Here is a 22,185-nt window from a genome sequence, read left to right on the forward strand (position 1 = left end):
CCTTGGCTGCGGGCGGTGGCGATGCGGGCGCAGGGGCCTCCGGCTTGGCGGCGCCCGGCGGCCCGGCCTGCTGCAGCCAGATCTCGCCCGGCTGCGGCGGCGAATTGCGGGTGCGCGCCGGCGGCTGCCAGACTGGCTGGCGCCGCGCCGATACGGCTTCGATGCCCTTGTGGCGCGGCACATAGTCGGTCGAGCCCGGCACGGCGGTGTGCGTGGCGCCGAGGTGGGTGGTCTCCCAGCTGTCCGGCTCGCGCGCGGTGCGGGCGGGCGGGCGCGCGGGCGCCAGCTCGGCCTCATCCGGCTCCGGCAAGCTGGGCTTGCGCAGGAACAGGCTGCGCCAGGTTTCGCCAAATACCATCGGCGCGGCCAGGGCCAGCACGCCCAGCATCAGCAGCAGGCTGGCACTCCAGCCGAGCATGCCGGAAACCAAGGTGCCCAGCGCGCGCCCGGCGCTGCCGCCCGACGTGCTGCCTGCCATGCCGCCCTCGCCCGCCGCGCCTGTCAGCGCTTCGAGCGAAGCGCTCGCGCACAGCACGATCAACGTGCCAAGCCATACCCGCAGCGTGCCGCGTCCACTGAAGAACCGGCGCTCGCCGGCGAGCAGGCGCGCCACCTGGCGCCACACCAGCGGCACAAGCCACAAGGTCGAAAATCCGAACCAGCCAAAACCCATTATCGAAACGCCATCATCAAATACCTCGGGCGACGATTGTAGCGGGTCTGGGCGCGGCGTTTCCGCGCAAGATGGCACTTGCAACGGAATATCGCCTGCTTTCCAGCGCCGGGCCCCCTCCCCCGCCACGCGAACCCTGCGCGCCAACGTCGGCATCCGCCCGCGCAAAGGCGTGCCCACCGCGCGGCATGTGCGCTACTATGGACGAAGCCTGCCTCGAATCGACTCTGCCCGTTCTCACCGGCCGATTTCCATCGACCCAATCCCGAGCCAACCATKCAGACGCGCTACGCCGGACTGTCAGCCCTGGTGGTCGATGACCACCCGTTCCAGTTGCTGGCGGCAGAACAGTTGTTGACCCAGCTGGGCGTCAGCGACGTGCATTGTGCCGCGGACGGCCGCATTGCGCTGGACCTGCTTGCCGCGCGCAAGGTCGACCTCGTGCTCTGCGATATCGAGATGCCAGGGCTCAACGGGCCCGGCATGATGGACGAGCTGACCCGGCGCAAGGACCACGCCTTCGCCGGCGCCCAGCCCCTGTGGGTATGGGTGTCCGCGCTGCAGGACGACATCATCGATTCCCATGTGAGCCTGGCCGATTCGGTTGGGCTCGCCCATGTGCGCGCGGTGCGCAAGCCGATCTCGGCGGTGGTGCTGGAAGAGATCCTGCAGGATGCGCTGGAGCGCGACCTCACCGCCGAAGCCCCGGCGGCGGCCCCAAGCCAGCCGGATGACCGCGAGCTGCTGGCCGCGATGCAGACGCCCGGCGCCATCTTCATCATGCTGCAACCGCAGTTCAGGATCAGCACGGGCGCGCTGGCCGGCGCAGAAGCGCTTTGCCGCTGGCGCCATCCGACCATGGGCCTGATCCGGCCCGACCTCTTCATCCCAAGGCTCGAGGCAATGGGCGAGGCCGATGCCATCTTCCAGCTGGCGGGCCAGCAATGCCTGTCGGTGCAGCGCCAGTTGCTGGCGCGCGGCGTGCGTATCCCGCTGAGCATCAATGCCTCCGCGCAGACGCTGTGCCGGCCCGGCGTGCTCGACGCCTTCGATGCCATGGTGGAAGCCAGCGGCATGCCCCGCCAGTTGCTGAATATCGAATTGACCGAGGGCTACCCGGTCTGCGACACCCGTGCCCTGTCGATTGCGCTGAACCGCCTGCGCTTGCTAGGTTACGGCGTGGCCATCGACGATTTCGGGATCGGCATCGCCACCCTCAAGCTGCTGGCGGACCTGCCCTTCACCCAGATCAAGCTCGACCGCTCGTTCGTGGTGGCGGTGCCCGGTAACAGCCAGCGCGCGGCGATCTGCCGCAACGTCATCAACCTCGCGCGAGACCTCAAGCTGGAATGCGTGGCCGAGGGCATCGAGACCCCCGCGCAGCGCGACGCGCTGCAAGCCCTGGGCTGCGACCTTGGCCAGGGCTACCTGTGGTCCCCCGCGCTGCCGCCCGACATGTTTGTGRCTGAAACGCTGGGCCGCTGGACGCCCTGAGGGCGCCCCGAGGGCGCTCCCAAACGGCAGCTACGCTAGTTCCACTTGCCGTTGACGCCGCCCACGCTCAGGCGCCCCGCGCCCAGCAGCGCGACCGCGATGGCGCCACCCAGGAACATTGCTTGCAATTCCAGCGCCCAGCCACCGGTGTCGGCCAGCGCGCCTAGTTGCTTCATATGGACGAGGCCCACTGCCACCAGCATGTTGACGGCGACGATCAGCGCGGCGGCCCGGGCCCACAAACCAAGGATCAGCAGCACCGGCGCCACCACTTCCCCGATATAGACACCGTAGGCCAGCACGACGGGCAGGCCGGCCTGCGTCACCACCTGCGTCACGAACCCCGGCCCGGCGATAAGCTTGGAGATCCCGTGCAGCAGGACCAGCACGCCGAGCACAATGCGCAGTACCGCCTTGCCCAGGTCCTGCGATGGCTGAGAACCACTCATGGTCGTCACTCCTTGTCCGGATCAGAAAACGAAAGCGCGAATGCGCTGCCTGCAGGCGAAGCGCCTTTGGCTCCACGCGCGGCACGCATATTTACCTTAGTGCGCCGCGCGGTGAAGGTAAAGGCACAAGTTGCGCGGACGCGCCATCAGATCTGGCCGATGGGCCGGTGCATGCCCGGCTGGCGCGGCGGCTGCATGCCCGCCTTGCAGGCCGTCTCGGGCAGGATGTCGGCAAGGAAATCCAGGAAGCGCCGCAGCGCCGGCGGCATGCCCTTGCGCGAGGGAAAGACCGCATGCAACGTCCCGACCGGCATGATCCACTGCGGCAGCAGCACCTCCAGTTCCCCGCTCTCGATGGCATCGCGGCAGAACATGCGCGGCAGCATCGCCACGCCGATGCCCGCGATGGCGGCCGCGCGCAGCAAGGCGAATTCGTCGGTGACAAGGCGCGGATCGTACTGCACGTGGATCGACTGCCCGGTATTGCAGGTCAGCGTCCAGGCATGCTTGCCGTCGTGCGGCTTCTGGTTGACGCCCGGCATGCCGTCCAGCGCTTCAGGCGTGCGCGGGCGGCCGATGCTGTCCAGCAGCGCAGGGCTGGCTACCAGCATCAGCGGGCTCTCGCCGTAGGTGCGCACCACCAGCGACGAGTCGTCCATCACCTCGCGCACCCGCAACGCCAGGTCGAAGCCTTCGGCGATCACGTCCACGCGGCGGTTGGTGGCTTCCAGTTCAATGCGCACGCCGGGATTGGCCTGCATGAAATGCCCGATGGCGGGCGCCAGCAGGCTCTGGGCAATCGCCACGGGGCAGCTCACGCGCAAGGTGCCGCCGGGCTGGTCGCGCGCCTGCTCAATCACTTCGCGCGCCGCTTCGGCCTCCGTCAGCATGGCGCGGCAGCGCTCGTAGTAGGCCTCGCCGATGGGCGTCACGCGCACCTGGCGGGTGGTCCGGCGCAACAATTGCACCCCCAGGTCCCGCTCCAGCTGGGCAATGCGCCGGCTGAGCCGGGACTTTGGCACGCCACTGGCACGGCTCGCGGCCGAAAAACTGCCGTGCTGGACCACCTGGGCAAACAGCGATAGATCGTTCAGGTCTTGCATGGGTCATCCTTGGCGGTAAGAGCGTGCCAGGGTAGCAGCCCGCCTGCGTTCTGCGCCTGGAACAATAAGTTCTATTTTGCCCCACTACCGGCATCAATGGCAGACCGCTATCTTTCATTCATCCAACCCGACCCCAGTGGAGATGAACATGAAGATCTTGCAAATCGACTCGAGCGTACTTGGCGGCCATTCCGCTTCCCGCAGCCTGACCGCCAAGGTGGTCGCCGACCTGCGCGCCAAGCACCCCGAAGCCACCCTGACCGTGCGCGACCTGGACCAGGACGCACCGGCACACCTGTCCGGCGCGCTGCTGCCCGTGCTGGGCGGCCCGAAGGATGGCCTGAACGCCGTGCAGGAAAGCGAGCTGCAACGCACCGAAGCCTTCCTCAAGGAATTCCTCGAAGCCGACGTGCTGGTCGTCGGTGTACCGCAATACAACTTCGGCATCCCCAGCCAGCTCAAGTCCTGGATCGACCGCATCGCCCAGGCTGGCCGCACCTTCAAGTACACCGAGACCGGCCCGGTCGGCCTGGCCGGCGGCAAGCGCGTGATCGTGGTGTCGTCGCGCGGCGGCGTGCGCCAGGACGCCAACGCCCTGGACCTGCACGAGCAGACCGTGGACGTGGTGTTCCGCTTCCTGGGCCTCACCGACATCACGTACGTGCGCGCCCACGGCCTGGCAATGGGCCCCGAAGCCCGCGAAGCCAGCCTGGTCGCCGCCAACGGCGCCGTGGCAGCCCTGGCAGCCTGATCCCGGCGCGGCGGCCTCGCGCCGCCCAGCCCCGCGCAAAACGCTCGCCCGCAGTCATGTCGGCGGGCGTTTTGCATTCTTGCGTTTCAGCCCGCATACCTTGCAGCGCCGCGCCCTGCCACGGATTCTTGCACGCGCGAGCCTGCTATGCCCACCGCGCGATCGGGTCTATGATGGTTCCGAACGCCTGAGCGGTTTCGGTGCATGTCCATCCAGGGGGAAGCCCGCGCGGCCTTGTTGTGCAGGCCTGGGTCGGAACCTGTCCGCAATCCACACGCCACGRCCAGCCGCCACCCAAAGCGGTATCCGCGGCAGATGCATAGTCCGATCCGGGAGCCCGCATGTMCTCTGCCCTGCTGCCTGCCAGCGCCGTGCATCCTCCGCACGAGCCAGCCCTGCTGTCCCAGTACCGCCACGTGCGCGCGGCTACCGAAGCCATGGTCGCTGACATCACCGACGCCGACGCCACGGTGCAGTCCATGGACGACGCCAGCCCCGCCAAATGGCACCTGGCGCATACCACCTGGTTCTTCGAGGAATTCGTGCTGACGGCGCGTATCCCGGACTACGAACCGGTCGATCCGCAGTATCGCTACCTGTTCAACTCCTATTACGAATCCGTCGGCGCCCGCCACCCGCGGCCACGCCGCGGCCTGTTGTCGCGGCCTTCGCTCGACGAGATCCTGGCCTACCGCGAGGCGGTCGACGAAACCATGCTCGGTCTGCTGACCAGCGCGCAGACCGATGCCGAGGCGGCGCTGATCGAGCTTGGCCTGAACCACGAGCAACAGCACCAGGAGCTTCTGCTGACCGACATCCTGCATCTGTTCGCGCAAAACCCGCTGAAGCCGGCCTTCGCGCCAGAGTTGCTGGCGCCCGTGATCGCCGATCCGCGCCCGGCGGCGGAATGGATCCACTTTGCCGGTGGCGTGGTCGCCATCGGCCATGACCGCGACGGCTTTGCCTTCGATTGCGAAGGCCCGCGGCACAACGTGCTCCTGCAGCCTTACCAGTTGTGCTCGCACCCGGTCACCAACCACCAGTGGTTTGAATTTATCGAGGATGGCGCCTACCGGACCGCCGGATTGTGGCTGTCGGATGGATGGCGCTGGGTGTGCGAACACGGCATCGAAGCGCCGCTGTACTGGGTGGAGCGTGAAGGCACCTGGTGGCAAATGAGCCTGCGCGGCATGCAGCCGGTGGATCCGGACAGCCCGGTCACGCATATCAGCTTCTATGAGGCCGATGCCTTTGCCCGCTGGGCCGAGCGCCGCCTGCCAACCGAGGCGGAGTGGGAGCACGCCGCGCGCAACCTGCCGGCTACCGGGAATTTTGTCGAGGGACGCGTGCTGCGGCCGCTGCCTGATCGCCAGAATACCTCCGGCGTGCTGCGGCAGATGTTTGGCGACGTGTGGGAATGGACTGCCAGCCCCTTCCAGCCCTACCCGGGCTTCCAGCCTAGCGCCGGGGCCGTGGGGGAATACAACGGCAAATTCATGTGCAGCCAGATGGTGCTGCGCGGCGGTTCCTGCGTCACGCCGGAGTCGCATATCCGTGCCAGCTACCGCAACTTCTTCTACCCGCACCAGCGCTGGCAGTTCACCGGCGTGCGCCTGGCCGACGACGCCTGAGTACCTGATCGCTGGATCGTCTGGGCAGGAGCAAAAACGCGCCGGGTTTTAGCCCGGCGCGTTTTACTTATGTTCAGTCGTTCAGTTGTTCAGTTCCAGCCCTTTTGCGGAGGCTGTGCGCTTAACGGCGTCTGCGGATACAGCTTCTGCCAGCGCGACTTCAGCCCCTCCGCGATCTCCTTCTGGTGATAGCGCTCGGCAAAATCGATCACCGTCATGCCCTGCTGGTTCTTCAGGCGCATGTCGGCCCCTTCGTCCAGCAGCAACTTGACCGTCTCGATATGCCCGCCGCGCGCCGCCATCATCAGTGGCGTGCTGCCATTGGGACTTTCCGCATCGATATAGGCGGCGTGGTCGACCAGGAACTTGACGATCTCGTTGTTGCCGTTGGTCGCCGCGTAATGCAGCGGCGTCCAGCCAGTCTTGTTGATCTCGACCTCCATCTGGTCGACCATCAGCTTGACCAGGCCCAGTTCGTTCTGCAGGCTGGCCATCATCAGCGGTGTCTCGCCGGCCGCATTGGCCTTGTCGAAATCGATGTCCTTGGCGCGGATCAGCGCCTCCGCCACCTTCAGCGACTTCTCGCGCAATGCCACCACCAGCATGGGATTGCCCTTGGCATCCACCAGGTTGGGGTCGACTCCGCGCGCCAGCATCTTCTGGGCCGCCTTGACGTCGTCGAACTCCACCRCATGGCGCATATCGTCCACGGGCGCAGCCCAGGCCACGGCGCCCGCCAGCATGGCCGCAACGGCGGCGAGGCGTCGGACAGTATTCATGTTAAGCATGAGATTTCCTATCTATATGCTTGAAAAGACGGAAGAAATTATCCGACGTACGTTCCGCGAGCTCCTCAACCGGGATGCCACGCAGGTTGGCGATGAACTCGCCCACATGGCGCACCCATGCGGGCTGGTTGGTCTTGCCGCGGTACGGCACGGGCGCCAGGTACGGCGAATCGGTCTCGATCAGCATGCGGTCCAGCGGGATCTTGCGCGCCGTTTCCTGCAACTCCACCGCATTCTTGAAGGTGACGATGCCGGAGAACGAAATGTGGAAGCCCTCGTCCAGCGATTGCCGGGCAACCTCCCAGTTCTCGGTGAAGCAATGCATCACCCCGCCGGCTTCGGCCGCGCTTTCCTCGCGCATCACGCGCAAGGTGTCTTCGGCGGACGAACGGGTATGGATGATCAGGGGCTTGCCGGTCTGCCGCGCGGCGCGGATATGGGTGCGGAAACGCTCCCGCTGCCATTCCATGTCCGCGATGCTGCGGCCTTCCAGCCGGTAGTAGTCGAGCCCGGTCTCGCCCGTACCGACCACCCGTGGATGCGCCGACAGCGCCAGCAGGCGCTCCAGCGTGGGCTCCTCGCCCTCCTCGTAATCGGGATGCACCCCGACGGTGGCGTACAGGTGCGGATGCTGCTCGGCGAGCGCCAGCACGCGCGGAAAATCTTCCAGCGTGACCGAGATGCACAGGGCATGCGACACCTGGTTGGCGCGCATGTTCTCCAGCAATTCGGGCAGGCGCGCGGCCAGGTCGGGGAAATCTAGATGACAGTGGGAATCGACAAACATTGGGGCGGTTTCCAGATAGAGACGCCGCCGCGGGCGGCGCCACCCGCCATTGTATATGGTCGTGCCAGCGAGCCAGCTGCCTGGCGGCGCCTGGCTCGCGAGCGTTCCTACTCGGCTGGCTTTGTCAGATGCCGCCCGAGGATGATCAGGTCGCGCTCGACCCCATCGAGCACAGCCACGCGCGGCAGGTTACCCCAGCGCTCGAAGCCCAGCGAGGCGAACAGGGCCAGGCTGGGCGCGTTATGGCCAAAAATGAAGCCCAGCAGCGTATTGACCCCGATTTGCGGCGCATGGGCGATGGCCTGCTGCAGCAGGTAGCGCCCCAGGCCCTGCCCGCGGCGGGTCGCGTCCAGGTAGATCGAGACTTCGGCGGTGGCGCCATAGGCCGGGCGCCCGTAGAAGTCGGAAAAACTGAGCCATCCGGCCATGCGCCCTTCACCGTCCTCGGCCACCCACAGCGGACGCCGCTCCGGCTGATGCTCATCGAACCAGGCCTGGCGCGACTCCACCGCCACGGGCTCGGTGTCTGCCGTGACCATGCGTGAAGCGACGGTGCTGTTGTAGATGGCGACGATGTTGGCCAGGTCACGCTGCAGCGCGGGCCGCACGGTAAAGGCGGAATCACTCATTGCTGAATATCTTCTCGGACAGGCTAGAAAATTTTAAAAAAACCAACTACATCAAATACTTACGCCACAAAGATGAAGTCAATTATAACGTTTGACTGGGCCGACCGGACTCAATTGTCTTGCCCAGGATCTCTTCCACCGCGCGGCGCAGGTTGCGGCCGTTGTCGTCATCCGGCAGGTGAATCCCAATGCCGGGCGTCTTGTTGGGCGTGCCAACCGGGGTAATCCATGCCACCTGGCCGGCAATCTGGTACTTCTGCGGCCGGTCCAGCAGCGAAAGCACCAGGAAGACTTGCTCGCCCAGCCGAAAGGGCCGGTTGCTCGGGACAAAGATGCCCCCACGGTGCAGGAACGGCATGTAGGCCGCATAGAGGCCCGCCTGGTCCTTGATCGACAGCGAAAGCACGTTGGGCCGGGAAGCTGCGCCCGGGACCGTCGGCGCCCCGATGCCGCCGGCGGCGGCCAAGCCTGCGGCTCCGGGAACGCTGGCGCCCCGTGCCCCTGTCACCTCTGTATTCATGACTGACCCCTTGTTGCTGACTGTTGGCCTTCAGGCCATATTGGATTTGTTCAACGTCTTCGGCTTACTGAAACAACTGCCGGTATTCCAGAAACACGGCCTCCATCACCAGCCGAGCCGCCAGCGGATGGTTCTCGCTGCGGCGATGGCCCACGAGCCGCGTGGAGAACGCCTGCAACCGGTGTGCATCGGTTGCCTGTGCGCAACGCGCCAGGGCCGCCTGCTCGCGCGGGAAATAACGCGGCCCCGGCGTTGCGGCCAAGCGGGCCGACAGCAGATCGTACGTCCAGCGCTGCAGGATGCCAAGCACCGATGGCACCGGCAGCTTCTGCACCTGCTCGGCCGCCGCCAGCGCATCGAAGCCGGCGCCGGCGCCAAGCTGGCTCACCAGCCAGCGCTGCATCGGCTGCTCCTCGGCCTCGGCGGCATGCAACGCGGTCAGCGGGGAACCGCCKGCCAGCGCCAGCTGCGCCTCGGMGTCTCCCACGCCCTGGCTGCTCAGCCAGCTCATGGCCGCAGCGGCCGTGGGCCGTTGCACGGAAAACTGGCGGCAGCGCGACAGGATGGTGGGCAGCACACGATCCAGCCGGTCGGTCACCAGCAGGAACACGGTGGACGGCGGCGGCTCCTCCAGCGTCTTGAGCAAGGCGTTGGCGCCCTCATGCTGCAAGGCGTCGAGCGGATACACCACCACCAGGCGCAAGCCGGCGCGGTGCGTGCCGATGCCGACCGTTTCAATCAGGGCCCGCACCTGCTCCATGCGGATAACCTTGCTGGGCGCTTTCTTCTTGCCGCTTTCATCCGTCGGCGCGTCGTCCGTCGCCTCCATGGCCTCCGGGCGCACCACGCTGAAGTCCGGGTGGTTGCCCTGGCTGAACCAGTGGCAGGCCGAACATGTGCCGCAAGGCTGCCCGTCGGGGCGCGGCGTCTCGCACAGCAGTCCCTGGGCAAAATGCAGCGCCAGGTCGCGCTTGCCGATGCCTTGCTGGCCGTGAATGAGCAAGGCATGCGGGAGCCGCTCGCGCAGCGCGTTCAGCCGTTGCCAGTCTTCTTTCTGCCAGGGATAAAGCATGCGGATCAGTGAGTTAGGGTTGAAACTTCGTGTAACTACGCACGTGGCGCGAGGGATAGAGGACGACAGGCTCGGCTATCCCCGTCCCTCTCAATACGCTCGATTCCTGCTGCCAATTCAAAGTGTTGCGAGGATTTTCTCAAGCTCTACCTGAATCTCGGGGATGCTCCGAGTCGCGTCGATGACCCGGAAACGCTGTGCAGACTCCGCCGCGCGGCGCAGGTATTCCTGCCGCGTGCGCTCGAAGAAGGCACGCGATTCGGCCTCGAACTTGTCGGGCTCGCGTGCGCCGGCCAGGCGCGCGCTGGCGGTTTCCAGCGGCACATCGAACAGCAGCGTCAGATCAGGCGCAGGCGGTCCGCCACCCACTCCACGTGGGTGCTCTTGCCGGCACCGTCGATGCCTTCGAATGTGATGAATTTTCCGCGCATGGGGAGACTTATTTGCCGCGCTGGTATTTATCTACCGCGCGGTTGTGTTCGGGAAGCGAGTTGGAGAAATGGCTGCTGCCGTCGCCGCGCGCCACGAAATACAGTGCGTCGGACGGGGCCGGCGCGGTGGCGGCGGCCAGCGAGGCCAGCCCGGGCAACGCGATCGGGGTGGGCGGCAGGCCGTTGCGCGTGTAGGTATTGTAAGGGGTGTCGGACTGCAGGTCGCGCTTGCGGATATTGCCCTCGAACGCCTCGCCCATGCCGTAGATCACCGTGGGATCGGTCTGCAGCATCATGCCCTTCTTGAGCCGGTTGATGAACACGGCCGCGATCAGCGGGCGCTCGGCTTGCTGGCCGGTCTCCTTCTCCACGATCGAGGCCATGATCAGCGCCTCATAGGGCGACTTGTATGGCAGGTCAGGCGCCCTGGCGTTCCAGACATCGGTCAGGCGCCGCTGCATGGCGCGATAGGCATGCTTGTACAGTTCGAGATCGCTGCTGCCGCGGGCAAACAGGTAGGTGTCGGGGAAAAACAGGCCCTCCGGCGTCGGCTCGGGCGCACCGATGGCCTTCATCAGTTCCGCGTCCGACAAGCCGCGGCTCTCGTGCTTGAGCGCCGGATGCGCATCCACGGCGGCGCGCATCTTGCGGAATTCCCAGCCTTCGATGACGGTCAGCACATAGTGGTTGACCTCGCCCCGGGCGATCTTGCCGATCACCGACAGCGGCGTGGCACTGCTGTCGAACTCATAGCCCCCGGCCTTGAGGTCGGCGCCATGACCGGTAAGCCGCACCAGCAGCGCGAACAGGCGGGGGTCCATCTGCACCCCGCCACGCTGGATCTGGCGGCCAACGCTGGCCACACTGGAATTGGGCTTGATCACCACCTCGATGGGCGAGGCTGTCAGCGCGAGCGGGCGATTGGCCCACCAGGCAAAGGCGCCGGCGGCGGCAATCGTGAAAATCACGGCGACCAGCAGCAGCCGCAGGAAAAGACGTTTCATGTAAAAGAGAAAGTAGCGGCGCACAATGCACCGCGGCAAAGCCGGGCTCACCCAGTGTCGACCATGGGCATCCCGGCTGAAATGGCGACAGCCTCATATAATACCGGGAGCCTTGCACCTTTAGCCGCTTGTAGCTCCTTGCACCTTCCATCCGGCGCGCCCGTGCGCCCCTTGCTTGCGATACCTGCCATGAATGCCCCTGCCCCAGACCGTGCCACCCAGTTCGAAGCCGTGCGCCAAAGTGGAGTCGTCTGCCGACCCGCGCACCTGGGCCTGATCCGGGTTGCCGGCGAAGACGCCGGCAGTTTCCTGCATACCCAGCTGACCAATGCCGTGGATGACCTTGCCGCCGGCACCGCCCGCCTGGCCGGCTACTGCTCGCCCAAGGGACGGCTGCTGGCCAGCTTCCTGATGTGGCGTGACGAGGAAGGCATCGTCCTCCAGCTGTCCGCCGACCTGCAGCCCGCTATCCAGAAGCGCTTGTCGATGTTCGTGCTGCGCGCCAAGGCCAAGCTGTCCGATCTCACGCCGGCCCGCGCCGTGCTGGGCGTGGCAGGTGCCAATGGCGCCACCGCCCTGCAGGCGGCCGGCCTGCCCGCGCCGGCCGAGCCCTGGGCCAGCGCCGCGGCCGCCAGCGCCACCGTGATCCGGCTGCCCGACGGCGCCGGGCTGCCGCGCTGGCAGGTAGTGCTGCCGGTCGAACAGGCCGACGAAGTCCAGGCTGCGCTGTCGGCACAGCTGGTGCCGGTGGATGCCGTGGTGTGGGACTGGCTGGAAGTGCAAGCCGGCGTGCCGCGCATCGCCGCTGCCACGCAGGAGCAGTTCGTGCCTCAGATGATCAACCTGGAACTGGTTGGCGGCGTGAGCTTTCGCAAGGGCTGCTATCCGGGCCAGGAAATCGTTGCGCGCAGCCAGTACCGCGGCACGCTCAAGCGACGCATGTGGCTGATCCATGGCGAAGGCGAAGCGCCGGGCGCGGCCACGGAGATCTTCCGCCCCGAGGATCCTGACCAACCCTGCGGCATGATGGTCAATGCCGCCGCCGCGCCACAAGGCGGCTGGGACGGCCTGGCCGAACTGAAGATCGATGCGGTGGGTGGCGCCCTGCACCTGGGCAGCGCTGCCGGCAGCCTGGTACGCGTGGGCGAGCTGCCCTATGCCGTCCCCTTCGGCGACGCCGCCTGAACCCCTGGCAACACTGGGAATAGCCATGAGCGACCACCTGTACGTCTATTTCCGGGTACCGGAAGCCCGTGCCGAAGAGGCCATCGCGCACTGGCACAGCTGGATGGAGACCGTTGCCGAAGCGAGCGGAATTGGTGGTACGCTCTTACGCAGGCCCGAGGCGCGCGACGGCATGCAGACCTGGATGGAAGCCTACGCCGATGTGCCGCCAGCCTTCGACCAGTTGCTCGACGGGCTGTGGCGGCAAAGCGGGCTGCAGCAGTGGATCAGCGGCGAGCGGCAGGTGGAGCGTTTTGTCGATATCGACCAGCTCTGATGGGGGCCATGGAACGGCCCAGCCACCATGGTCCCTGAATGACAAAGCCGAAGATCGGATCGCAGTCGATGCCGTGAATGTGGCAACCGCAGTGAATGCAGCAAAGGAAGCGCTATGTGCTTGATTCTGGTGGCCTGGCAATCGCACCCGGACTATGCCCTGGTGGTGGCCGGCAACCGCGACGAGTTCTATGCCCGCCCGGCGGCGCCCGTGCATTGGTGGGAAGACGCCCCCCAGGTGCTGGCCGGCCGCGACATGGCGGAAGTGATCGGCGAGCCAGGCACCTGGATGGGCCTGGCCGGCGACGGCCGCTTTGCTGCCCTGACCAACTACCGCGCCCCGTCCGAGAAACGCACCGATGCGCGCTCGCGCGGTGAGCTGGTGGCCGGATTCCTGCGCGGCGACAGCGATCCGCAATCCTATCTGTCCGGGCTGGTGCCCCGCACCGGCGCCTACAACGGCTTCAACTTGCTGGCGTGCAACCTGCGCGAGCTGTGGTGGTACAGCAACCGCGGCACCTCGCCCTATCCGCAGCGCCTCAAGCCCGGCATCTATGGGCTATCCAACGCCTTGCTGGATACGCCGTGGCCCAAGGTGCGCAGCCGCGTCGGCGCGCTCGCCGAAACACTCGCCGCCGACACCGGCCTGGCCGGCGCCAGCATCGAGCCTTATCTCGACCTGCTGGCCAACGATCGCCAGGCCTTGGATTCCGAGCTTCCGCGCACGGGGGTGACCCCGGAGTGGGAAAAGCTGCTGTCCTCCGCCTTCATCCGCTCGCCCAGCTATGGCACCCGCGCCAGCACCGTGCTGCGCGTGCGCCATGACGGCCGCTTCGAGGTTAGCGAACGCAGCTTCGACGCCAACGGCCGCACCGGCGAGGTGTCCTACCGCGGCCACCTGCGCGTTGCCCGCGACGCCGGCTCGGTGCAAGCGCCGCGCTAAGGCTGGCGCGCTCAGTACTGCTGTGCCGCCAGGCCGGCCAGGCGCAATGCCACGTTCAGCGCCCGGATCGCGGCGGGGTCATTGCGCACCGCCAGCAGCCATGCATCCTCGAAGTGCCCGATCTCCAGCAGTTGCATGCCATGCGGCGCCAGTTCGCGGTTGACGTGCGCCAGGTAGAGCCCGGCGGGCTTCATGTCGAAATCGTTGTCGTCACCACCTAGTGGAATGCCGTCTTCGTCGTACAGATCGTCGACGTCGATGGCCGAGACACCCGCCGCGCGCAGCGTGGCGAGGCGTGCCACGGCTTGCACGCCCAACGTGCTGAAATCCCGCCAGTCCACCTTGACCAGGCAGTGCTCCGCCAGCCAGGGTTGCAACCATGCCGAGAGCAGGTCTTCGCCAGCGGGCGGCTCGCCCGACGGCGCACGGTCGAGATCTAGGGCGGGCGTGGCATCGGCCAGGGCCTGGAGCAGGCGGGAACGGATTTCAGACATGGACAAGATCAACGGGAAAGCGATGGCAAAAACAAAGACCGCGATGGTACAGCGTAGGCGGCTGGCTGCAAGCCCCGCAAGCTATCGCTTCATTCAGGCCACAGCCGCCAGCCTGGCGGGCAACGCAGCCCGAACCGCCTCGCTCACGATGCCTGCCAGCCGGGTGGCAGGCGCCTCCAGTTCGGCATCCTTGCGGTAAAGCGCCAGCGCCAGCGAGGGCAACGCAGGCAGCCCGCCCTCTCCCGGCTCCCAGGCCCGCACGGAGGGTGGCAAGCCCATGCCGGTGCGGATGGTCAGCCCCAGCCCGGCCGCCGCCCCTGCCCACAAGCCACCCAGGCTCGCGCTGCTGAAAGCGACCCGCCAGGCAATGCCGGCGCGGTCCAGGGCGGCCGTGCCCGCGGAGCGGAAACGGCACGGCGGCTCGAATGCCACCAAGGGCAGCGGGCCGTTGTCTTGCCACGGCGCACGCGCGCCGGCGGGCCCGATCCAGCGCATCGGCAACATCGCCACCTGCTCCACATGCGGCATCCGCACGCCATCGTCCCACGCTAGCGCCAGGTCCAGGCGGCCGGCGGCCACGCCGTCCAGCAGCTCGGTGTTGCGCGCAACGCGTGCCTCGATCTTCACCTTGGGATGCGCGCGGGCGAACCGGCCGAGCACCTCGGGCAGCAGCACCTCGCCAAAGTCCTGCTGCAGGCCGAACCGCACCCAGCCCTCCAGCGCCACGCCGTRCACGGCGGCGGCGGCCTCGTCGTTGAGCTCCAGCAGCCTGCGGGCATAGGCCAGCATGGTCTCGCCCGCCTCCGTCAGCGCCAGTCCCCGCCCGGCCTTGCGAAAGATCGCCGTGCCCGCCTGCTCCTCCAGCTTCTTGAGCTGCGCGCTGACCGCCGAGGTGGAGCGGCCCAGCCGGTCGGCGGCCCGGGCATAGCTGCCGAGTTCCATGCCCACAACGAAGCTGCGCAGTACATCGAGGTCGAAGTTCACCGCTGCCATGTCAAACCATCCTGTTATTTGGGATGTTCAATCAATAATTATCTGATATTCAGGATCATTCTGCGGCGGCAGAATCAGTGCGTCAAGGCCTGCATGTGCCGTTTTCCCAAGGATGATCCCGTGCCCCGCGCTCCTGCTCCGCTCCCTTTTGCCGCTGTGCCTGGCCCTGCCGGCGCAGCCCTCGCCCCACGCCATGGCCCGGGCCATCGCTGGAAAGTGCTGGCCCTCGGCGTCGCGGCCAATGCCAGCTTTGCCGCGGCGTTCTCGGGCATTCCCACCACCGCGGTGCTGATGCGCGCCGGCTACCGGATCAGCGATGGCGAGCTGGGTTTTTGCCTGGGCATGATGGGACTCGGCATTGCGGTGAGCGAAGTGCCGTGGGGCTTGCTGACCGACCGCTGGGGCGACCGCCGCGTGCTGCTGACCGGCTTGATGGCCACCGCGCTGTGGCTGGTGCTGATGGCGGTGTTCGTAGCGCCGCTGCCCGGCCATATTCCCGGCAACGCTGTGCTGGCGCTAGGCCTGCTGGGGCTGGGCCTGCTGGGCGGCAGCGTCAACGGCTCCAGCGGCCGCGCCGTGATGGCATGGTTCCGCGAAGGCGAACGGGGCCTCGCCATGAGCATCCGCCAGACCGCGGTACCCGCCGGCGGCGGGATGGGCGCGTTGATGCTGCCGATGCTGGCGCAGTCCTTTGGCTTTGCCGCCGTCTACGGCGCGCTGGCCGTGTTCTGCGGCGTCACCGCGGCCTTTGCCTGGCACTGGATGCACGAGCCGCCGGCCGAGCCGGCGCGCGCCATGTCGCCGGCAAGYGGTGCGCCCGGCAAGGCAGGGCCCGGCCCGTTAAGAAGCGCGCAGGTCTGGCGGCTGGTGAGTGGCATGGGCCTGATGTGCGTGCCACAAGTGGCTGTGCTGACGTTCGCAACGGTCTTTCTGCACGATTTCAGCCACATCGGCATTGCCGCTGCGGGCATGGCCGTGGCGGCGGTCCAGGCAGGTGCTGCCGTCATGCGGGTGTGGAGCGGCCACTGGACCGACCGCCATGGCAACCGCCGCGCCTATATGCGCGCCTGCAGCTTGTTGACCTTGCTTGTGTTCGCCATGCTGGCGGGGCTGACCTGGCTATGCGCCGCCGCACCGGGCTGGCACGCCGTGCTGACGCCAGTGCTGATGGCATGCCTGGTGCTGGGCGGCATCTGCACTTCGGCCTGGCATGGCGTGGCCTTCACCGAGCTGGCGACGATCGCGGGCGCCAGCCGTGCAGGCACCGCGCTCGGGCTGGGCAATACCTTTGCGTTTTCGGGTTTCTTCCTGGTGCCGCTGGCGATCCCGGCKATGGCCGCCGGCTATAGCTGGGCGGCCGTGTGGCTGGCGGCCAGCGTGAGCGCGCTATTGGCGCGGCCCTTGTTTGCGCGGCAGGCCCGCGCCTGACGACAAGCCGCCGATTGCATTCAGCGCAGCAATTTGCGCATCTCCACGTGAGGAATGCCGGCCTCTTCGAATTCCTCGCCGACCTGTTCGAAGCCCACGCGCGCATAGAACGGTGCGGCGTGGCGCTGCGCATTGAGCACCAGCTCAGCGTAGCCAAGCTCAGCGRCCTTGGCCATCAGCGCATCCAGCACCATGGCGCCGACGCCGCTGCCGCGCGCGGGCTTGAGCACCGCCATGCGGCCGATGTGGCCGTCCGGCAGCAGGCGGCCTGTAGCCAGCGCACTGCCGTCCTCGGCCAGCGCCAGGGCGTGCCAGCTCGGCTCATCCCATTCGTCCCATTCCAGCTCCACCGGCACGCCCTGTTCTTCGACGAAGACGGCATAGCGGATGGCGCGCGCGGTATCGCGTGCTTCGGACCAGGAGGCAAGGCGGATGGTGATCGTCATCGTTGTTCGGTGCGCAAGGCGCAAAGCGGTGAAAAAACGGCCAGAGGGGCGGCCGTCATGATACTCCCGCCGCGGCGGGGGCAAGCGATGCCAGTCATTGCTGCAATGCAACATGGAGAAAGGGATAGGGGCGAAGGTATGGGGTAGGGGTAATTCCCGATCCGCATCCTTCCTGGAAAATTTGTATGATGACCATATTACCTAATCACCTGAGGCCTCCCGTGTTCCAGAAAGTCCCGGCCCGAGCCCTGACAGACACCGTTGCTGAACAGCTGCTGGAGAAGATCGAAAGCGGCGCCTTCGGCCGTGGCGACAAGCTGCCCACGGAGGCGGTACTGTCCGAGGAATTCGGCGTCAGCCGCACCGTGATCCGCGAAGCCATCGCCCGGCTGCGCCACGAGGGCGTGGTGGAATCGCGCCAGGGCAGCGGCGTGTTCGTCACCGAGCAGGCCGGCATCCGGCCGCTGCGGATCGACTACACCGATGTGGCCACGCTCGAATCGGTATTGCATATCGTGGAACTGCGCCGGGCCATCGAGGCCGAGGTGGCCGCACAGGCGGCGCGCGACCGCACTGATGCCAGCATGACGGCCATCGACGCCGCACTCGCCGGCATTGACGCTGAGGAGGCCGCCGGCGGCGATGGCGTGGCGGCCGATGTGGCCTTTCACCGGACCATCGCCGAAGCCACTGGCAACCCGTTCTTTCTCAAGACGCTGGCGTTCCTGAGCCAGTACCTGGAAACCGCCACCCGCGTGACCCGTACCAACGAGGCACGCCGCGCGGATTTCTCGCGCCAGGTGCGCGAGGAACACCAGGCCATCGTGGCCGCCATCCGCGCCGGCGACGCGCTGGCCGCGCGCAACGCGGCCGAAACCCATATGTACAACGCGGCGCGGCRCCTGTCCCATGGCGGGCAGCCCGAGACCGCCACCGACCTCGCCGACGCGCCCGCGCGCGGCCTTTCCCACTGATCCACTGATCCGCTGATCACCGCMCTCCTGGCAGGAGTCTTCATGAGCAAATCAATTGGCGTCATCGGCCTCGGCGCGATGGGCAACGGCGTAGCGCACAGCCTGCTGCGCGCCGGCTTCAAGGTACATGCCTGCGACCTGCGGCCCGACGTGCTGCAGCGCTTTGCCGACGCGGGGGGCATCCCCTGCGCCAGCCCGGCCGAGCTCGGCGGCAAATGCGATGTGGTGGTCACGCTGGTGGTCAACGCCGCGCAGACCGAAGCCGTGTTGTTTGGCGAACAAGGCGCGGCAAGCGGCCTGCGCCCTGGCACGCTGGTCATTGCCAGCGCGACCGTGCCGCCGAGCTTCGCCGAAGCACTGGGCAAGCGGCTGGGCGAGCGCGGCATCCTGCTGCTGGACGCACCGGTTTCCGGTGGCGCCGCCCGCGCCGCCAGCGGCGAAATGACCATGATGACCTCGGGCCCGGCCGAAGCCTATGCGCTGGCCGAGGACGTGCTGGCTGCCATGGCCGGCAAGGTCTACCGCCTGGGCGACGCGCATGGCGCGGGCTCCAAGGTGAAGATCATCAACCAGCTGCTGGCTGGCGTGCATATCGCCGCGGCGGCAGAAGCCATGGCGCTGGGCCTGCGTGAAGGCGTGGATGCCGATGCCCTGTATGAGGTCATCACCCACAGYGCGGGCAATTCGTGGATGTTCGAGAACCGCGTGCCGCATATCCTGTCGGGCGACTACACGCCGCTGTCCGCGGTCGATATCTTCGTCAAGGACCTCGGCCTGGTGCTCGATACCGCGCGCACCAGCAARTTCCCGCTGCCGCTKTCSGCYGCSGCRCACCAGATGTTCATGATGGCATCCAGCGCGGGACACGGCGGCGAGGACGATTCCGCCGTGATCAAGATATTTCCCGGCATCGAGCTGCCGGCGAAGAAGGCCGAGTGAGGCAAGCCAGCATGACCGCACAGAACCCTTCCTCGCGCGCCCTGCTCGGCTGCATCGCCGATGACTTCACCGGTGCCACCGACCTGGCCAACACGCTGGTGCGCAACGGCATGCGCACCGTGCAGACCATCGGCGTGCCGGCGGGCGGCGCGGCGCTGCCCGGCGTGGAGCAGGCCGATGCGCTGGTGGTCGCGCTCAAGTCGCGCACCATCCCGGCGGCCGACGCCATCGCGCAATCGCTGGCCGCGCTGCGCTGGTTGCAAGCCCAGGGCTGCCGCCAGTTCTTTTTCAAGTACTGCTCCACCTTCGACTCCACCGACGCCGGCAATATCGGCCCGGTGGCCGAGGCCCTGCTGGCGGCGCTTGGCAGCGACTTCACCATCGCCTGCCCGGCATTCCCGGAGAACGGCCGCACCCTCTTCCGCGGCCACCTGTTCGTGGGCGATGTCCTGCTCAATGCGTCGGGCATGGAGAACCACCCGCTCACGCCGATGCATGATGCCAACCTGGTCCGCGTGCTGCAGCGCCAGAGCCAGGCCAAGGTGGGCCTGCTGCGCTACGACGCCGTGGCGCGCGGCGGCGACGCGGCCCGCCAGGCCATGGCCACCTTGCGCGGCGATGGCGTGAAACTGGCGATTGCCGATGCCGTGAGCGATGCCGACCTGCATACGCTAGGCGAGGCGTGCGCCGACCTGCCATTGCTCACCGGCGGCTCGGGCCTGGCGCTCGGCCTGCCCGCCAACTTCCGCCGCGCCGGCTTGCTGCCGCAACGCGCGGATGCCGACAGCATGGCGCCCGTGACCGGGCCAGCGGTGGTGCTGGCCGGCAGCGCGTCCAAGGCGACCAATGCGCAGGTGGCGCAGTGGCTCGTGGCCAAGCGCCCCGCCCTGCGCATCGACCCGCTCGCGCTGGCGCAAGGCGCGCCCGTGGTTGAGGAGGCGCTGGCCCTGGCTGGCTCCCATGCCGAGCCTGTGCTGTTTTACGCCACCACCACGCCGGAGGAGGTCAGGTCGGTGCAGGCCGCGCTGGGCGTGGAGCGCGCCGGCCATCTGGTCGAGCAGGCGCTGGCGGACATCGCCGCCGCCCTGAAAGCACGTGGCACGCGCCGCTTCGTGGTGGCCGGCGGCGAAACCTCGGGCGCGGTGGTGCAGGCGCTGGGCGTGCAAGCCCTGCGCATCGGCGCGCAGATCGCGCCGGGCGTGCCCGCCACCGTCACGCTGGAAGCGCGGCCGCTGGCGCTGGCGCTCAAGTCCGGCAATTTCGGCGGCATCGACTTCTTTGACGAAGCACTACGCCAGCTTGGAGGTGAAGCATGAGCACCGAAGCCAGCCTGCGTGAAGAAATCTGCCGCATCGGCGCCAGCCTCTACCAGCGTGGCTACACGGTCGGCAGCGCCGGCAATATCAGCGCGCGCATGGAGGACGGCTGGCTGATCACGCCGACCGATGCCTGCCTGGGCATGCTGGACCCGGCCGCCATTGCCAAGGTCGACAGCGGCGGCAATTGGGTGGCCGGCGACAAGCCGTCCAAGACGCTGACCCTGCACCGCGCCATCTACGACAACAACCCCCAGGCCCATGGCGTGGTGCATACGCATTCCACCCACCTGGTGGCGCTGAGCCTGGCAGGCGCATGGCAGCCAGACGACGTGCTGCCGCCGATCACGCCTTACTACGTGATGAAAGTCGGGCATATCCCGCTGATTCCCTACCATCGCCCGGGCGACCCGGCGGTGGCGGCACGCGTTGCCCAGCTTGCCGCCGAAGTGCGCGGCGTGCTGCTMGCGCGCCTTGGTCCGGTGGTGTGGGAGGCCACCGTCTCGCGCGCCGCCTTCGCGCTCGAGGAACTTGAAGAAACCGCCAAGCTCTGGCTGATGCTCAAGGACAAGCCTGACCCGCTCGACGAGCAAGCGCTGGCCGAACTGCGCGATACGTTCAAGGCGCGCTGGTAGGGACCACGCGCGCAGGCACGACAAAGCCCCAACAACAAAAACACAAGCAAAGCCGAACCGCCCGCCGCCCGCCCTGGCTAACGCCTGGGCCGCGGCAAGGGCAGCGTTCGCCCCTGGTTTGCCGCCAACAACGGGCATCAAGCCGGAACCAAGCTGGAACCAAGCCGATATACGGAGACAACCATGCATGCATCCACCCAGGCCGCGCTAACCGGCGCCGGCCAAGACATCGACCGCGACATCGAGAAACGCGCTTACAGCAAGGTGTTCTGGCGCATCATGCCGTTCCTGATGCTGTGCTACGTCATCGCTTACCTGGACCGCGTGAACGTGGGCTTCGCCAAGCTGCAGATGGCGCAGGACCTGGCGTTTTCCGAAACCGTGTTCGGCCTTGGCGCCGGGCTGTTCTTCATCGGCTACTTCCTGTTCGAAGTCCCCAGCAACCTGCTGATGCACAAGCTCGGCGCGCGCGTCTGGATCGCGCGGATCATGATCACGTGGGGCATCATCTCGGCGCTGTTCGTCTTCGTGAAGACGCCCACCACCTTCTACATCATGCGCTTCCTGCTCGGCCTGGCCGAGGCGGGTTTCTATCCCGGCGTGATCCTCTACCTGACCTACTGGTATCCGGCCAACCGGCGCGCCAAGATGATCGCGCTGTTCATGTCGGGCATCCCGGTGGCCGGGATGTTCGGCAACCCGCTGTCGGGCTGGATCATGGATGCCTTCCATGACTACGGCGGCATGCGCGGCTGGCAATGGATGTTCCTGATCGAGGCCCTGCCCGCGCTGCTGATCGGCATCATCACCGTGTTCGTGCTCAAGAACGGCATCGACCAGGCGCCGTGGCTGGACGCCAACGAAAAGCGTGTGCTCAAGCGCAATATCGAGGAAGACGCGCGCCAGGCTGGCGCCTCGGGCACCGGCCATTCGCTCGGCGCCGTGTTCAAGGACAGCCGTGTCTGGTGGATGTGCATGATCTACTTCTGCTTTGTCACCGGGCAATATGCGCTGACGTTCTGGATGCCCACACTGGTCAAGACCAGCGGCGTTACCGGCAACCTCAATATCGGCCTGCTCAGCGCGATTCCATTTATCTGCGCCATCGTGGTGATGAACTTCCTTGGCCACAGCGCCGACGCCCGCCGCGAACGCCGCTGGCACCTGATCGTGCCGGCGCTGATG

Annotated in this window: 24 protein-coding genes and 1 pseudogene; 12 read left to right on the forward strand and 13 right to left on the reverse strand. The window is 67.0% G+C overall.

The annotated features are described in order from the left end of the window. Nucleotides 1-634, reverse strand: a 634-nt coding sequence (locus tag AC1DS3_RS26760) for a DNA translocase FtsK 4TM domain-containing protein (RefSeq protein WP_477128308.1), incomplete at its 3' end; no start/stop codon positions are given. Between the two features lie 315 nt (nucleotides 635-949). Between AC1DS3_RS26760 and AC1DS3_RS26765 the strand changes: the two genes are divergently transcribed. Beyond that, nucleotides 950-2,167, forward strand: a complete 1,218-nt coding sequence (locus AC1DS3_RS26765) for an EAL domain-containing response regulator (protein WP_477128309.1) — start codon at nucleotides 950-952, stop codon at nucleotides 2,165-2,167. Nucleotides 2,168-2,202: 35 nt separating this feature from the next. Here the strand turns inward: AC1DS3_RS26765 and AC1DS3_RS26770 are convergent, their stop codons facing one another. Continuing rightward, complete coding sequence (locus AC1DS3_RS26770) at nucleotides 2,203-2,616, reverse strand: DoxX family protein (RefSeq protein WP_441634926.1); 414 nt, start codon at nucleotides 2,614-2,616, stop codon at nucleotides 2,203-2,205. A 146-nt stretch (nucleotides 2,617-2,762) separates the two neighbouring features. After that, nucleotides 2,763-3,719 (reverse strand): LysR family transcriptional regulator, encoded by a 957-nt coding sequence (locus tag AC1DS3_RS26775; protein ID WP_441634924.1) that lies wholly within the window; start codon nucleotides 3,717-3,719, stop codon nucleotides 2,763-2,765. Nucleotides 3,720-3,867: 148 nt separating this feature from the next. On the opposite strand from AC1DS3_RS26775, the gene AC1DS3_RS26780 reads away from it, so the two are divergent. Both AC1DS3_RS26780 and egtB read left to right on the forward strand, forming a co-directional pair. Further along, nucleotides 3,868-4,470 carry an FMN-dependent NADH-azoreductase gene (locus AC1DS3_RS26780; protein ID WP_416048637.1) on the forward strand — a complete coding sequence of 201 codons (603 nt, stop codon included), beginning with the start codon at nucleotides 3,868-3,870 and terminating at the stop codon, nucleotides 4,468-4,470. 341 nt (nucleotides 4,471-4,811) lie between these two features. After that, nucleotides 4,812-6,101, forward strand: a complete 1,290-nt coding sequence (gene egtB / locus AC1DS3_RS26785; protein WP_477128300.1) for an ergothioneine biosynthesis protein EgtB — start codon at nucleotides 4,812-4,814, stop codon at nucleotides 6,099-6,101. A gap of 89 nt (nucleotides 6,102-6,190) precedes the next feature. On the opposite strand, the gene AC1DS3_RS26790 is transcribed toward egtB, so the two are convergent. From AC1DS3_RS26790 to mltG, 7 genes and pseudogenes are all read right to left on the reverse strand, one after another. After that, entirely contained in the window at nucleotides 6,191-6,880 is a 690-nt protein-coding gene (locus AC1DS3_RS26790; RefSeq protein ID WP_477128301.1) for an ankyrin repeat domain-containing protein, read from the reverse strand. Between the two features lies 1 nt (nucleotide 6,881). Next, nucleotides 6,882-7,676 carry a TatD family hydrolase gene (locus AC1DS3_RS26795; protein ID WP_441634918.1) on the reverse strand — a complete coding sequence of 265 codons (795 nt, stop codon included), beginning with the start codon at nucleotides 7,674-7,676 and terminating at the stop codon, nucleotides 6,882-6,884. 107 nt (nucleotides 7,677-7,783) lie between these two features. Next, nucleotides 7,784-8,305, reverse strand: a complete 522-nt coding sequence (locus AC1DS3_RS26800; RefSeq protein WP_441634916.1) for a GNAT family N-acetyltransferase — start codon at nucleotides 8,303-8,305, stop codon at nucleotides 7,784-7,786. 82 nt (nucleotides 8,306-8,387) lie between these two features. Continuing rightward, the gene (locus tag AC1DS3_RS26805) at nucleotides 8,388-8,825 is read right to left on the reverse strand and encodes a PilZ domain-containing protein (RefSeq protein ID WP_237717190.1); all 438 of its coding nucleotides are present in this window, start codon (nucleotides 8,823-8,825) and stop codon (nucleotides 8,388-8,390) included. A 64-nt stretch (nucleotides 8,826-8,889) separates the two neighbouring features. Further along, nucleotides 8,890-9,897: a DNA polymerase III subunit delta' gene (locus AC1DS3_RS26810; protein WP_477128302.1), complete on the reverse strand. Its 1,008-nt coding sequence runs from the start codon at nucleotides 9,895-9,897 to the stop codon at nucleotides 8,890-8,892. 117 nt (nucleotides 9,898-10,014) lie between these two features. After that, nucleotides 10,015-10,328, reverse strand: a pseudogene (locus tag AC1DS3_RS26815) (dTMP kinase). Between the two features lie 8 nt (nucleotides 10,329-10,336). Then, entirely contained in the window at nucleotides 10,337-11,332 is a 996-nt protein-coding gene (mltG, locus tag AC1DS3_RS26820; RefSeq protein WP_441634911.1) for an endolytic transglycosylase MltG, read from the reverse strand. Between the two features lie 189 nt (nucleotides 11,333-11,521). Here mltG and ygfZ point away from each other — a divergent pair, with 189 nt between their 5' ends. The 3 genes from ygfZ (at nucleotide 11,522) to AC1DS3_RS26835 (ending at nucleotide 13,775) form a co-directional block, all read left to right on the forward strand. Next, nucleotides 11,522-12,517, forward strand: a complete 996-nt coding sequence (ygfZ, locus tag AC1DS3_RS26825; protein WP_441634909.1) for a CAF17-like 4Fe-4S cluster assembly/insertion protein YgfZ — start codon at nucleotides 11,522-11,524, stop codon at nucleotides 12,515-12,517. Nucleotides 12,518-12,542: 25 nt separating this feature from the next. Continuing rightward, nucleotides 12,543-12,833, forward strand: coding sequence for a DUF4936 family protein (locus AC1DS3_RS26830; RefSeq protein WP_441634907.1), 291 nt, complete (start codon nucleotides 12,543-12,545; stop codon nucleotides 12,831-12,833). Between the two features lie 114 nt (nucleotides 12,834-12,947). Then, complete coding sequence (locus AC1DS3_RS26835) at nucleotides 12,948-13,775, forward strand: NRDE family protein (RefSeq protein ID WP_441634905.1); 828 nt, start codon at nucleotides 12,948-12,950, stop codon at nucleotides 13,773-13,775. 11 nt (nucleotides 13,776-13,786) lie between these two features. On the opposite strand, the gene AC1DS3_RS26840 is transcribed toward AC1DS3_RS26835, so the two are convergent. Both AC1DS3_RS26840 and AC1DS3_RS26845 read right to left on the reverse strand, forming a co-directional pair. Next, entirely contained in the window at nucleotides 13,787-14,269 is a 483-nt protein-coding gene (locus AC1DS3_RS26840; RefSeq protein WP_441634903.1) for a hypothetical protein, read from the reverse strand. 93 nt (nucleotides 14,270-14,362) lie between these two features. Then, nucleotides 14,363-15,262, reverse strand: coding sequence for a LysR substrate-binding domain-containing protein (locus tag AC1DS3_RS26845; protein WP_477128303.1), 900 nt, complete (start codon nucleotides 15,260-15,262; stop codon nucleotides 14,363-14,365). A 216-nt stretch (nucleotides 15,263-15,478) separates the two neighbouring features. Between AC1DS3_RS26845 and AC1DS3_RS26850 the strand changes: the two genes are divergently transcribed. After that, nucleotides 15,479-16,690 (forward strand): MFS transporter, encoded by a 1,212-nt coding sequence (locus tag AC1DS3_RS26850; RefSeq protein ID WP_477128304.1) that lies wholly within the window; start codon nucleotides 15,479-15,481, stop codon nucleotides 16,688-16,690. A gap of 20 nt (nucleotides 16,691-16,710) precedes the next feature. On the opposite strand, the gene AC1DS3_RS26855 is transcribed toward AC1DS3_RS26850, so the two are convergent. Beyond that, on the reverse strand, nucleotides 16,711-17,136 hold the full coding sequence (locus tag AC1DS3_RS26855; protein ID WP_477128305.1) for a GNAT family N-acetyltransferase: 426 nt from the start codon (nucleotides 17,134-17,136) through the stop codon (nucleotides 16,711-16,713). Nucleotides 17,137-17,357: 221 nt separating this feature from the next. Between AC1DS3_RS26855 and AC1DS3_RS26860 the strand changes: the two genes are divergently transcribed. The 5 genes from AC1DS3_RS26860 to AC1DS3_RS26880 all read left to right on the forward strand — a co-directional run. Further along, the gene (locus AC1DS3_RS26860; protein WP_477128306.1) at nucleotides 17,358-18,110 is read left to right on the forward strand and encodes a FadR/GntR family transcriptional regulator; all 753 of its coding nucleotides are present in this window, start codon (nucleotides 17,358-17,360) and stop codon (nucleotides 18,108-18,110) included. A gap of 42 nt (nucleotides 18,111-18,152) precedes the next feature. Next, nucleotides 18,153-19,049: an L-threonate dehydrogenase gene (gene ltnD, locus AC1DS3_RS26865; protein WP_043346576.1), complete on the forward strand. Its 897-nt coding sequence runs from the start codon at nucleotides 18,153-18,155 to the stop codon at nucleotides 19,047-19,049. 11 nt (nucleotides 19,050-19,060) lie between these two features. Then, on the forward strand, nucleotides 19,061-20,365 hold the full coding sequence (gene otnK / locus AC1DS3_RS26870) for a 3-oxo-tetronate kinase (RefSeq protein ID WP_441634897.1): 1,305 nt from the start codon (nucleotides 19,061-19,063) through the stop codon (nucleotides 20,363-20,365). Then, entirely contained in the window at nucleotides 20,362-21,000 is a 639-nt protein-coding gene (gene otnC / locus AC1DS3_RS26875) for a 3-oxo-tetronate 4-phosphate decarboxylase (protein WP_267603086.1), read from the forward strand. Before otnK ends, otnC begins: the two co-directional genes overlap by 4 nt. A 183-nt stretch (nucleotides 21,001-21,183) precedes the next feature. Continuing rightward, on the forward strand, nucleotides 21,184-22,185 hold a 1,002-nt coding region (locus AC1DS3_RS26880), incomplete at its 3' end, for an MFS transporter (protein WP_477128307.1).

It is taken from the genome of Cupriavidus sp. 01L46 (assembly GCF_056399905.1).